This window comes from Pauljensenia sp. UMB10120 (assembly GCF_030212035.1).
GTDB classification, from domain to species: Bacteria; Actinomycetota; Actinomycetes; order Actinomycetales; family Actinomycetaceae; genus Pauljensenia; species Pauljensenia radingae_A.
On sequence record NZ_JASODH010000006.1, the window covers coordinates 140712 to 153315 of the forward strand.

Consider the following 12604-nt stretch of genomic DNA (forward strand, 5'->3'; position numbering starts at 1 on the left):
GGCGGCACAATAGGCCTATGCACAGGATTAACGACCATTATTTCAACGGAGGGCAGGCAGTTGTCGCTCAGGGAGGGGCTGAAGAGCCTACCCCTGCGTCACTCCTGGCCGGCGCCGTCAGTGCAGCGGACGCGCCGCATCCCCTGTCGGTCTTCGATCTATTTCGCATTGGGATTGGGCCTTCCTCGTCCCACACGGTTGGCCCGATGCGCGCGGGGCTGGCCTTTGCCACCGAGCTGGAGTACACCGACACTGCACCCGAACGAATCACAGTGGACCTGTACGGGTCGCTGGCAGCAACCGGACGAGGCCACAACACCGACCGAGCCACGTTGTTGGGACTGGCCGGCTACGACCCGGAAACCGTGAGCATCACCACCGTCGAATCGCTCTTCCCCACGGTCAGCCGCACAGGAATTTTGCCCGTGGGCGCCCACCGCTCCGTGTTCTTCGACATCGCGCGCGATATTCGTTTCGAACCTGAAACGATCCTGCCGTACCACGTCAACGCGCTGACCATCACGGCGTGGGCAGACCAGATGTATCGGCGCATTGCGCGCAGGCGCACCTTCTACTCCATCGGCGGCGGTTTCGTCATGATGCAAACCAACGATGACACCGCCCATCCGGAGGTGACATCCCTCGTAGCTCCCGATGCTGCCGACATTCACGGCTGCCAGGCTCCCTATCCCTTTGCATCTGGTCGCGAGCTGCTGGATCAGTGCGCATCCCGGCAGCTGTCCATCGCAGACCTCGTCTATGCCAATGAGCGGTCGATGCGTCCAACCGAAATGGTCGACGGGTACATTGACCGCATCGCCGCGACGATGTTCAGCTGCATCGAAGCGGGAATCAGCGCGACCGGGATCCTGCCGGGCGGACTCGATGTGCGTCGACGCGCCCACACATTGTTCACTCAACTGTGCGCCCAAGGTAACCGCCCTCAGCATGGCAATTCTGCAGCACCATCGTGGGCCGAGCGACCTGACGATCCGATGCGCGCAATCGACTGGGTCAACCTGTTTGCACTGGCTGTCAATGAGGAAAATGCGTCAGGTCACCAGATCGTCACTGCTCCGACGAACGGAGCAGCCGGAGTCATCCCCGCCGTGCTCGGATACCTTGTGTCGTATTGCCCTGAGGCGGGGGCCACCACGTTTACACCCAGCGTCGACTCATCTCTCTTCGCCAGTGATGACGAGGGCGGCTCGGGTATGCGCCGCACCCGAGCCATACGCCAATTCCTGCTCGCAGCCACGGCCATCGGCGCGCTGATCAAGACGAATGCGTCAATTGCCGGTGCCGAAGTGGGATGCCAGGGTGAAGTGGGATCGGCATCCGCGATGGCTGCAGCCGGACTGGCTCAGGCTCTGGGTGGTTTACCACTCCAGGTGGAAAATGCGGCGGAGATCGCCATGGAGCATTCTTTAGGGTTGACGTGCGATCCTGTGGGAGGTTTGGTGCAGGTTCCATGCATTGAACGCAACGCGATTGCCGCCGTCAAAGCGATCAACGCAGCCCGTATGGCACTATGGGGCGACGGGAGGCACACAGTGAGCCTCGATGCCGTGATCGAAACGATGCGCCAAACCGGTAACGACATGTTGTCGAAATACAAAGAGACGTCAGCTGGCGGATTAGCCGTCAACGTCGTGGAATGCTGAATGAGAAGGTGACGAAATGGCTCCACCACCGAAGCGATACTGGGGCGTGGCGAAAGGCGCGACCCTGATCCTCGGCATCGTCATCATTGCGTTGTCACTTCTTGGCGAGGGAACATGGCGCCTGCGCATGGCACCCACCATATTTGAAACCCGGCACCTGTTCATCGCCGTCGCCGTCTTCTTCATGGCGACCTGTGCGCACGGCATTTCCCTGTCATATGTACGGGGTCTGTGGCAGCACATGGTGGCGTGGTCTGTCGGCGCCATCGCCGCAATCGGCATGATCATCGCACTGGCTCACATCGTGGATCAGCGCGTGCCCGATGAACTCAGCGTCCTGGTTCCGCGTCTCGGTATCCTCGTCGTCGGTGTCATCATCGTATGCATCGGGTTGTGGCGCGAGACTGACGCCCTCCACGAGCACAATGATCACAGGGAAAACAACTGGTATGTCCGTACCTCGCGGGTTCTGCGAGCCGCCCACTTCTGGACCCCGGAGGAAGCCGAGGCGCAGGTGCGTCTGGCACGTGCCGACCTGCAACACGCCCAGTCGCACCTGACTGAACCGGGTGAGGCCGACGACCTGGATCCGTGGGAGTATTTCGGCACGCCTGAGGAGTATGCCGCGCGTTTGACGTCACGCCCGGAAGTGACATCGAATCCCCTGCGCACTGCCCGCTGGTACTACCTGATGACGGCTCTCGTTCTGGACGGCTGGGCCACGTATCGCACATTCGTCCATCCGATGAACTGGCTCACCGTGGTGTTACACCTGCTGGCCCTGGTCGCGGTCTTCCTGTTCGTATGGGCATCCATCAAGTTGCATCAAAGTGGCCGCTAGGCGCCCTCGACAATGAAAGGAGGGGCGCATGAGTGAGGTGAAAGCCCTAGGAGCCGGACGTTTCGCGCCTTCTCCGTCGGGGGATCTGCATGTGGGTAATCTGCGCACCGCGGTGCTGGCGTGGCTGTGGGCGAAGGCAACGGGCCGGCGTTTCAAGTTACGCATCGAGGATCTGGACCGGGTGCGGTCAGGAGCAGCTGACTCGCAGATCGCTGACCTGACGGCGCTGGGTCTGATGTGGGATGCGCCAGTCATGTATCAGTCAACCCGCCTGGATGTGCACCGCCGCGCGATCGACTACCTGGTGGAGCAGGGACTGGTTTTCGAGTGCTACTGTTCGCGCCGCGATATTCGTGAGGCTGCGTCGGCTCCCCACCGCCCGCCGGGCCACTATCCCGGCACGTGTCTGAACCTCAGTGATGCGGAACGAGGGCGACGCCGAGCGGCCCTGGCTGAATCTGGCAGGCGTCCGGCGCTGCGGCTGCGCGCCCCGATGGATGAGTGGACCATTCACGATGAGCTCTACGGTGAGGTGCGCGCTCCGGTCGATCATTTTGTCATTCAGCGCTCCGACGGCACGCCTGCCTATAACCTGGCGGTCGTACTGGACGATGCGGCGCAGGGTGTGGATCAGGTGACGCGTGGTGACGACCTGCTCAGTCAGGCGCCGGCGCAGGGAGCGCTGGCCGACATGCTTGGAATCGACCAGGTGAATTTTGTCCATGTCCCGTTGGCGCTCGCCGCAGGCACCGGTCAGCGCCTGGCGAAGCGCGATGGCGCGGTGACGCTGTCGGATCTGCGCAAGCTGGGGTGGACGGTTAGCGACGTCATTGAGTGGATCGGTGAATCACTGGGAGTTCGCGGTGCGCGTTCGATCAATGATCTTTCTGACACGTTGGATCTGTCGGCGCTTCGCGCCTTGCCGCGAGAGCCCTGGATGGTGACGCCGCCCTCGCAAATAAAGCAAAACCCCGACCGGTGGATCGCACCGAGCGGGGCCGCTGCGCGCTCGAAGGGACTCGAACCCCCAACCTTCTGATCCGTAGTCAGATGCTCTATCCATTGAGCTACGAGCGCAGTGCCGTTTGGCTGAACTTAACTTTAGACCGTCAGGCGCCTGATCTTCAAATCGAATTGGTGTCAACGTCGCCACATTCACAGTGTGGACACCACTGGTGCGGGGGCAGGTGGTGCGGGCTACCATCAACCCATGACACACAGGCATTCACCAATTCGCGTAGCAATTAACGGGTATGGCAACCTTGGCAAGGCCGTTGAGCAGGCAGTTCAGGCCGCTGAGGATATGGAGCTGGTCGCAGTGTTTACACGACGCGATCCCGCGACGGTCAAGCCACAATTCTGCGAAGCTGTCGCTGTGAGTGATGCACCTCAGTGGCGTGACAAAATTGACGTGTGTGTGCTGTGTGGCGGATCCGCTACGGATCTGGCAGATCAGGGTCCAGAGTTTGCCGCACTGTTCAATACGGTTGATTCTTTCGACACTCATGCGAAGATTCCCGAGTATTTTGCTGCCGTTGATGCTGCCGCTGACGCCGAGGGGCACCTCAGCGTGATTTCAACCGGCTGGGATCCCGGTTTGTTCTCACTGGCCCGCATTATCGCCCAGTCCGCTCTGCCGGATGGGAAGACCTACACGTTCTGGGGTCGTGGCGTTTCGCAGGGCCATTCCGATGCTATCCGGCGGATCGAGGGTGTCGAAACCGCTATCCAGTACACGGTGCCGGTCGAAGAAAACAGCAAGCGGATTCGTGCCGGAGAGGAACTCGAGCTGACCACGCGTGAGCAGCACACCCGCGAGTGTTTCGTTGTAGCGGCCGATGGGGCTGACCGCGAACGCATCGAACGCGAGATCGTCACGATGCCGAACTACTTTGCTGACTACGACACCACGGTCCACTTCATCAGCCGTGAAGAGTTCGACCGTGATCACACAGGCATGCCGCACGGCGGAGAGGTGATTCGCAGCGGTCACACGGCCGGTGGTGCGCGCCAGGTTGTCTCCTTCGGCCTGACGCTTGAATCAAACCCGCAGTTCACGGGTGCTTTCGCGACGGCAACTGCCCGCGCGGTTGCCCGACTGGCCCGCGAGGGACGAACTGGTGCGATGACCGTCTTCGATATTGCGCCCGCCTACTATTCACCGCTGAGCGCCGAGGAGCTGCGTTCCCAGCTCCTGTAACCTAGCGTGGGCATGGGTGAGCGACACCGTTAAGACGACAGTGCGGCGGTAAGTTCGACCAGGCTCGGGCATGTTGCCGGGCCGCGCCGCGTCACTGACAGTGCCGCCGCCACGTTCGCGACGCGCACCGCTTCATTGAGCTCGCTTCCGCGTGCCAGCATCGCGCAGACCACGCCGCAATGCGTGTCCCCCGCACCGTTCGTGTCAATGGCATCAACCGCATGCGGCGCGATGGTCTCGACTCGGCCGCCCGCCGCAACGAACGCCCCCTTGCCGCCTTGACGCACAATGACGGGCGCGTCCACTGTTTCAGACAAAGACAGCGCAAGCTGTGAGGCATCGTCCGTTTCGTCAATCTCGACACCGAGCGTGCCCGCAACAATGCGTGATTCGCGGGCATTGAGTGACCAGATCGGATGCACAGATGCCACAGTTTCCAACGTGTCGCGGTCGATGTCAGCCACCATCGTGGAGGGGTCGAACACGATCGTGGGTTTCTCATCGGAATCAGCCGACTGCTTAACCGTGTGCGTGCGCAGCCGTTCAATCAGCCGCAGCAGCGCGGCCTTAGGAGCTTCATCAACCAGCGAATACCCCGTCATATAGACAACGTCCCCCACACCCAGTCGAATATCGTCGTAGGCGTCCAGTGGAGTGTTGAGTTCAGCGCCGCGGGTCGAAACAAAGGTGCGTTCAGCGTTGCGATCCGTCATCGCCACACAGATTCCGGTGTCCATCGTCGTGTCGCGATACCCGCTGGCAACGATTTTTTCGCGTACCAAACGTTCGCGCGCAATATCGGCCAACGGCCCGACTCCCAGTCCGCCGGCGTATTCAGCGATGATGCCCATCTGACGCACGGCGTACATGACGTTGAAACCGCCGCCCACTTCAAGCCCGTATCCGTCAGCAAAGATCTCCGTGGACGGTTGTGGAATGTGGTCGATATTCATGGTCAGGTCGACGACGACCTGACCGGTGTGGATGACGCGACCCATTTGCTGCGTTGTCATGGCGATCCTGCTCCTAGTTGTCCAGCGATGCCTGGCGCGAGTGTTCGTCAATGAGTGCCAGTTCGTCCTCACTGAATGCCGCATTGTCGAGGGCGCTCACCGAATCAGCCAACTGAGCAGCCGATGAGGCACCGACCAGAACCGTGGTGATGCGCTCATCTTTGAGCAACCATGCGAGCGCCATCTGCGCCAGTGACTGTCCACGCTGGGAAGCCAGCTCATTCAAAGCCCGCAGATGGCTGACTCGATCCTCGGTCAGTACATCGGTGTGGAGGAAGCGTTGTTCACGCATACGCGATCCGACAGGGACACCCTCGTCACCCAAATACTTGTCGGTCAGGAGGCCCTGAGCAAGGGGCGAAAAGACGGCCATGCCGAGTCCCTTTTCACCGCAGGTGTCCATGAGGCCGGATTCGACCGAACGATCCAGCATGGAATAACGGGGCTGATGGACGATCAGCGGCAGGTGTACCTCCGCTGCCAGGGCAACGGCGCGTTCGGTGTCGGCCGGGGAATACGACGAGATGCCGGCGTACAGAGCCTTACCCGAGCGCACAGCCTGTTCAAGGGCGCCGATCGTCTCCTCCAGCGGCGTGGTCGAATCGAAGCAGTGTGAGTAGAAGATGTCCACGTAGTCCAGACGCATGCGGCGCAGTGACTGATCCAGGGAGGCGAGAACGTATTTGCGACCACCGCCGCCTTTCCCGTAGGGACCGTCCCACATGTCGTAACCGGCCTTGGTGGAGATGACCAGTTCGTCGCGGTAGGGACGCAGGTCGTGGTCCATGTGGTATCCGAAATTCTTTTCGGCAGAGCCATACGGTACGCCGTAGTTATTGGCGAGGTCGAAGTGGGTGATCCCCAGATCGAAGGCCGTGCGAATAATCTCCCGCTGCACACTGATGGGGTGGTCATCACCGAAGTTATGCCACAGACCCAGTGAGATGGCAGGCAAGTCCAGTCCAGATGCACCGCAGCGCCGGTAGTGCGCACCTGGCCCACTGTATCGGTCAGGGTCCGGTGCCCACGGGCGATCGATCTGCTGTGGTGCGATAGGAGTTTCTGATATGTGCGTGTTCACCATTGGACTGCCTTCATTCTTTTCTCGCTCTGAGCAGTTTGTTCGTCTTCAGTATGGCCCACTGCGTGTGCATCTGCGAACCACTGCCGCGATGATCGCGTTAACACCAACTGGTCAATCAGACTTTCAATGTGCGCGCAATAACGTACACTGGTGAGGAATTCGCACAGGAATGACCCTGACGACTAATGAAGATTCGACACGATGACGACTGTCGGAACCGGGAGTATGACGTGACTTTGACAGATCAGGAAGCACAATCTTCGCACGAACAACAACGCGCAGATATTGACGCTGCACACACGGCGCTGGGAATTGAGCTGGGTTCCACCCGCATTAAAGCTGTCCTTATCGACTCACACTTCCAGGTGATTGCCCAGGGTGGATTCGAATGGGAAAACAAGCTGGTTGACGGATTGTGGTCCTATGGGCTGGCCGACGTGGAACGAGGCGTGCAGACCGCCTACCGCGCGCTAGCCGACACCGTGAAGAAGGAATTCGACGTCACGCTGACTCGCGTCGGCGCGATCGGCATTTCCGCCATGATGCACGGCTACCTGGCCTTCGATGCCGATGGCAAACAGCTGGTGCCGTTCCGGACGTGGCGCAACACAAACACGGGGCCTGCCAGCGAAAAGCTCACTGAACTGTTCGACTTCAACATTCCGCTGCGCTGGTCGATTGCTCATCTGTACCAGTCGATTCTCAACGAGGAACCGCACGTCACGGACGTGGCGAAGATTCAGACCCTCGCGTGCTACGTCCACGAACGTCTCACGGGTCGTCACGTGCTGGGCGTGGGCGACGCCTCGGGCATGTTCCCCATCGATTCCACCACCGTTGACTATGACCAGGACCGTCTGCAGCAGTTCCGCGACCTCGTCGCAGAAAAAGGCTTTCAGTGGGACGTTGCAGACCTGCTGCCCACAGTTCTGGCAGCGGGCGACGATGCAGGTGAACTTACCGCCGAGGGTGCACGCTTCCTCGACCCCAGCGGTAACCTCGAGGCAGGAATCGCGATGTGTCCTCCTGAAGGCGATGCAGGCACCGGCATGGTGGCAACGAACGCTGTCGCACCGCGCACTGGTAACGTTTCAGCCGGCACGTCCATCTTCGCGATGGTCGTCCTTGAGAAAGCCCTGAAGAAGGTGCACATTGAGCTTGACCCTGTCACAACGCCCGACGGCTCCCCGGTTGCGATGGTGCACTCCAACAACGGTTCCAGTGAGCTGGATGCGTGGGTGAAGATCTTCCGCGAGTTCGCTGAAATTGCCGGCGTCGATATTCCCAAGCCACGCGTTTACGACCTGCTGTACGAGCATGGCCTGACCGGCGATCCCGACGGCGGCGGCCTGGTCGCCTTCAACTTCCTGTCCGGCGAACCGATCGTCGGCGTGGAAACCGGTCGACCCATGTTCGTCAACCCGCCTGCCTCCACATTCAACCTGGCAAACTTCATGCGCACACAGCTCATGACGCCGTTCGCCGTGCTGCGCCTGGGCATGAACATTCTGACTGAGGACGAGGGTGTCCAGGTGGACCGCTTGTTCGCTCACGGTGGCCTGTTCAAGACACCGATCGTCGCGCAGCAGTTGATGGCTGGCGCTTTGGGTGTGCCCGTTGCGGTTGGAAAGAGCGCCGCCGAAGGTGGAGCATGGGGCATCGCAATCCTGGCGAAGTTCCGCGCAGACCGTGCCAATGGGGATGCTCAGTCCCTGCCGGATTATCTTGCCGAACGCGTCTTTGCCGACACCGAATCCTCGGTCATTGATCCTGTCGCCCGCGATGAAGAAGGTTTCGAGCGCTTCCTGACCCGCTACCAGGCGGCCATCAGTGTTCAGCAGGAAGCCGGCCGGGCACTCTCCACTCACTCGCAGCACGAATCAAATGACTGATTCAAAGGACTCGCGTCCCAATATCGTCCTGATTTGTGTCGATCAGTGGCGGGGTGACTGCCTCTCCAGTCTGGGCCATCCGGATGTTCAGACCCCCTACCTGGACCGTTTGGCTGGGATGGGCGCGCAGATGTCGCGTACGTATTCCGCGGCTCCAACATGCGTGCCGGCGCGCATGTCACTCATGACGGGCATGAGCCCTCAGTCGCACCGACGCGTCGGCTACCAGGACGGCGTCACATTCGACATGGCTCCCACCTTGCCGCAGTGTCTGAAAGAGGCCGGTTACCAGACGCAGGCGATCGGGAAAATGCACTACTGGCCCGAACGCACGCGAATCGGATTTGATGACGTCCAGTTGCACGACGGCTACCTGCATGTCTCACGCGATCGCACACGCGATGTGGCGTGGTACGACGACTATCTGCCGTGGCTGCGCGACCAGGAGGGCGCAAACGCTGTCGAGGATTACATTGATTCCGGCTTGGAATGCAATTCCATCGTTGCCCGTCCGTGGGACAAGGCAGAACGTCTCCATCCGACGAACTGGGTTGTCAGTGAGGCGATCCGCTGGATGTACCGGCGCGATCCTGACTGTCCATTCTTCCTGTACCTGTCCTTCCACCGCCCGCACGCGCCCCTCGACCCGCCTGCATGGGCGTTCGAGCAGTACGATTCGGCCGAGCTGACTGATCCTCCCGTGGGCGACTGGGCTGATGAGCTCATGGAAGATGAGCACCGCGCCTGGGATCCGACAGCACTTGCAGCCGTCTATCATCCGCGGTCCGTGCATCGCGCGCGTGCCGGTTACTTCGGACATATGACCCATATCGACACTCAGGTGTCACGATTCCTGCAGGCTCTGTTTGAATTCGGCGTTGACTCCAACACGTATGTGGTCTTTATTTCCGATCACGGCGACATGATGGGCGACCACCATCTGTGGCGCAAGGGATACCCCTACGAAGGGTCCGCTCACGTGCCATTCCTCGTGAGAGGTCCCGGCATCCCTGCAGGAGCGCGCGTCGACCAGCTGACCGAACTTCGCGATCTGATGCCCACCTTGTTGGATCTGACTGGCGTACCCGTGCCTGAGGGCGTGGATGGACGGTCACTGGCACCGTTCCTGCGTGGACAGGACGCGTCGTGGCGCACCTACATCCACGGTGAGCACACGTTATTCGGCCAGTCACTGCAATGGATTGTCTACGAGCATTTCAAGTATGTGTGGTACTCATCGTGGGGCACCGAACAGCTTTTCGACCTGGCCGACGACCCGCACGAGCTTCACAACCTTGCTTCAGATCCGCACTACGAGTCAGCGTTGAAGAAAGCGCGCGGCTACCTCATTGCCGAACTCGAAGGTCGTGAGGAAGGGTTTGTTGACGAGGGAGACCTGGTGACTGGGCGACCTGTTCACGCCGTCCTGACTCAGCCCCATCCGCCGCTGGATGAGGGCCGGTAGGCGGCTAGCGTGGCGAGCTCGGTGACGATGACTCGTCGAGCAGTGCGCGCAGCCACGTGAGCTGCTTGCCCCCCCTTCACCATTTGTCCACCTTCGTGCTGATTGAAGGGGTAGACGACGATTTCGGGGGCGTCCCCGGTCTGCGATGCATCAGTCCTGCCCCACCAGTTTCGCGCCGCAAACACGGTCGAAGGTGGGCAGGTCATATCCATCTCCTCTGTTGAAAACAGAGCCGGCGTGTCGGCAGTGACTCTCTTCGCCAGGTTCACTCCGTCGAAGTAGGACAGCGTGGTGAACACCGTGGCCACCTTCTGGCGCATGATCGACAGGTAGCGGGAGATTTCCTCGTAGGGTTCCTGTCCCGTCATGCCCACGGCGCGTTCCAAGTGGCACAGGAACGGTACGTCCGGCATGGCTGCGAAACCCGGTGTTCAGTGCGGTCGCTGCAATTGTGAGGCCGCCGCCCTGGCTTCCTCCGGCAGTGATAATCCGGTCCAGGCGTCGCTATGCGGCGCTGACACTTGCCGACAGAGTTTGTCGCTGAGGGGTTCCTACAGGTTGAGCTGGATGGCTCGTCCCGGCACTGCGTCGATCAGCTCGCGCGTGTAGTCCTGCTTGGGGTGATCGAACAGTTCGTCGGACGGTGCCGCCTCGACGAGCTTGCCGTGCTCCATCACCACCACGTCATCAGCGATCTGACGCACCACCGCCAGGTCGTGCGTGATGAACAGGTAGGACAGCGAGAACTGTGCCTGCAGGTCATTGAGCAGGTGCAGGATTTGGTTCTGCACCAGCACGTCGAGGGCAGAGACAGCCTCGTCCAGCACAATCACTTCAGGCTTCAGTGCCAGGGCGCGGGCCACGGCTACGCGCTGACGCTGCCCACCGGACAGTTCGTTCGGATAGCGCCGCATGACCGAGCGCGGCAGAGCGACCAGGTCAAGCAGTTCCTGGGCCCGTGCGATGCGCTCTTTCTTGTTTCCGATCTTATGAACCTTCAGTGGTTCCTCGATAATGCGGAAGATCGAGTACATCGGGTCCAGTGACCCATAGGGATTCTGGAAGACAACCTGGAGCTTGCGGCGCAACTCAAACAGCTCTTTGGATGAGAATTGCGACGTGTCCTGCCCTTTGAAGAACACCTTGCCTTCGGTGGGAGTGAGCAAGTTGAGCACCATGTTGGCCACAGTGGACTTACCGGAACCGGATTCACCCACCAATGCCAGGGTTGTGCCCTTGCGCAATCCGAACGTGACGTCGTCAACGGCGCGCAGTTCCTTGGCTTCGCCGCGCGCACCACGTACGTCAAAGACTTTCGTCAAATGTTCGACGCGCACGATCTCCTCGGTGGAGGACGCACCTGCTCCTGTACCGGTGAGTTCTTCGTCCGTCACTTTCACGCCGCGGGCGTGGGCGGACTCGATACGTGCCGATGCGAGCGAGGGGGCCGCCGACACCAGTCGCTTCGTGTACGGATGCTGCGGATGCTGCAGGATCTCCAGCGCGGGCCCGGATTCGACGATACGTCCGCGGTGCATGACGACCAGCTGCTCGGCGCGTTCAGCCGCCAGGCCAAGGTCGTGAGTAATGAACAGGACGGCTGTGCCCAGCTCACGAGTCATTGTGCCCAGGTGGTCAAGGATGCGGCGCTGAACTGTCACATCCAACGCGGAGGTCGGTTCGTCGGCAATGAGCAGCTTCGGGCGGGCAGCCAGACCGATCGCGATCAGGACGCGCTGGCGCATACCGCCGGAAAATTCGTGTGGGAACTGCTTGGTCCTCTTGCCGCCACCGGCAAGTCCGGCCTCTTCAAGCAGGTCTGCCACGCGCTGACCCACCTGCGAGGTGGGGACCACGTTGTTGGCCCGCAGAGCCTCACCGACCTGCTTGCCGATACGGGTCACAGGGTTGAGGTTCGTCATCGGGTCCTGTGGGACCAGACCAATACCGGATCCACGCAGCTTCACCCACTCTTTGGTGGACAGATGCGTGGTGTCCTTGCCGTCAAATTCAATGCTTCCGCCTGTGACTTCACCGGTGCCGGGCAGCAGGCCGATGATCGCTGACGCAGTCGTTGACTTGCCGGAACCGGACTCACCCACAATTGCCACGGTCTGGCCGGGGTAGATCGTCAGGTTGACTCCGCGCACGGCGGGAACTTTGCCGGTGGACGTGGTGAACGTGACTTCAAGGTCTTTGAGCTTGAGCAGCGGTTCAGCGTCATCTGGGTGGATGTCGCCTTGGTCTCGTGAATGCTCATTGACCACTTCTGGCGCATCGGACATGACAGTGCGGGTGACCAGCTTTTCGAGGCGTTCGTCTGTCAGCTCAGCGTCGGTCGAGTCACCCTCGTCAACGTCGGGCATAAAGCGGTTGTCACCCGAGTCGGAACTGGCCGGGTTGGGTGTGACCGGTCGCGACGCGGCGAACGTGGGGTCGTCGGGG

Annotated in this window: 10 protein-coding genes and 1 tRNA gene; 6 read left to right on the forward strand and 5 right to left on the reverse strand. The window is 60.8% G+C overall.

Annotated elements, in window-relative coordinates:
- Positions 1-17: 17 nt before the first annotated feature.
- Genes QP093_RS07395 through gluQRS form a run of 3 tightly spaced genes read left to right on the forward strand, consistent with a single transcriptional unit; the run spans position 18 to position 3544 of the window.
- Complete coding sequence (locus tag QP093_RS07395) at positions 18-1664, forward strand: L-serine ammonia-lyase (RefSeq protein ID WP_285015954.1); 1647 nt, start codon at positions 18-20, stop codon at positions 1662-1664.
- A gap of 16 nt (positions 1665-1680) precedes the next feature.
- On the forward strand, positions 1681-2505 hold the full coding sequence (locus QP093_RS07400) for a hypothetical protein (RefSeq protein ID WP_285015955.1): 825 nt from the start codon (positions 1681-1683) through the stop codon (positions 2503-2505).
- Positions 2506-2533: 28 nt separating this feature from the next.
- Complete coding sequence (gene gluQRS, locus QP093_RS07405) at positions 2534-3544, forward strand: tRNA glutamyl-Q(34) synthetase GluQRS (protein ID WP_285015956.1); 1011 nt, start codon at positions 2534-2536, stop codon at positions 3542-3544.
- Here the strand turns inward: gluQRS and QP093_RS07410 are convergent.
- Positions 3510-3582, reverse strand: a tRNA-Arg gene (locus tag QP093_RS07410). The genes gluQRS and QP093_RS07410 overlap by 35 nt on opposite strands.
- Before the next feature lie 133 nt (positions 3583-3715).
- Between QP093_RS07410 and QP093_RS07415 the strand changes: the two genes are divergently transcribed.
- Positions 3716-4705, forward strand: a complete 990-nt coding sequence (locus tag QP093_RS07415; protein ID WP_285015957.1) for a diaminopimelate dehydrogenase — start codon at positions 3716-3718, stop codon at positions 4703-4705.
- Positions 4706-4734: 29 nt separating this feature from the next.
- Here the strand turns inward: QP093_RS07415 and QP093_RS07420 are convergent, their stop codons facing one another.
- Complete coding sequence (locus tag QP093_RS07420) at positions 4735-5718, reverse strand: PfkB family carbohydrate kinase (RefSeq protein WP_285015958.1); 984 nt, start codon at positions 5716-5718, stop codon at positions 4735-4737.
- Positions 5719-5731: 13 nt separating this feature from the next.
- Positions 5732-6802: an L-glyceraldehyde 3-phosphate reductase gene (gene mgrA / locus QP093_RS07425; RefSeq protein WP_285015959.1), complete on the reverse strand. Its 1071-nt coding sequence runs from the start codon at positions 6800-6802 to the stop codon at positions 5732-5734.
- Between the two features lie 230 nt (positions 6803-7032).
- On the opposite strand from mgrA, the gene QP093_RS07430 reads away from it, so the two are divergent.
- Complete coding sequence (locus QP093_RS07430; RefSeq protein WP_285015960.1) at positions 7033-8694, forward strand: xylulokinase; 1662 nt, start codon at positions 7033-7035, stop codon at positions 8692-8694.
- A complete protein-coding gene (locus tag QP093_RS07435) occupies positions 8687-10159 on the forward strand; it encodes an arylsulfatase (RefSeq protein WP_285015961.1) in 1473 nt (490 codons plus the stop codon). Before QP093_RS07430 ends, QP093_RS07435 begins: the two co-directional genes overlap by 8 nt.
- Here QP093_RS07435 and QP093_RS07440 read toward each other — a convergent pair.
- Both QP093_RS07440 and QP093_RS07445 read right to left on the reverse strand, forming a co-directional pair.
- The gene (locus QP093_RS07440) at positions 10126-10572 is read right to left on the reverse strand and encodes an acetylxylan esterase (protein WP_285015962.1); all 447 of its coding nucleotides are present in this window, start codon (positions 10570-10572) and stop codon (positions 10126-10128) included. The two genes, QP093_RS07435 and QP093_RS07440, sit on opposite strands and share 34 nt — an antisense overlap.
- A 138-nt stretch (positions 10573-10710) precedes the next feature.
- Positions 10711-12444 carry a dipeptide ABC transporter ATP-binding protein gene (locus QP093_RS07445; RefSeq protein ID WP_058237928.1) on the reverse strand — a complete coding sequence of 578 codons (1734 nt, stop codon included), beginning with the start codon at positions 12442-12444 and terminating at the stop codon, positions 10711-10713.
- Between the last annotated feature and the right edge of the window lie 160 nt (positions 12445-12604).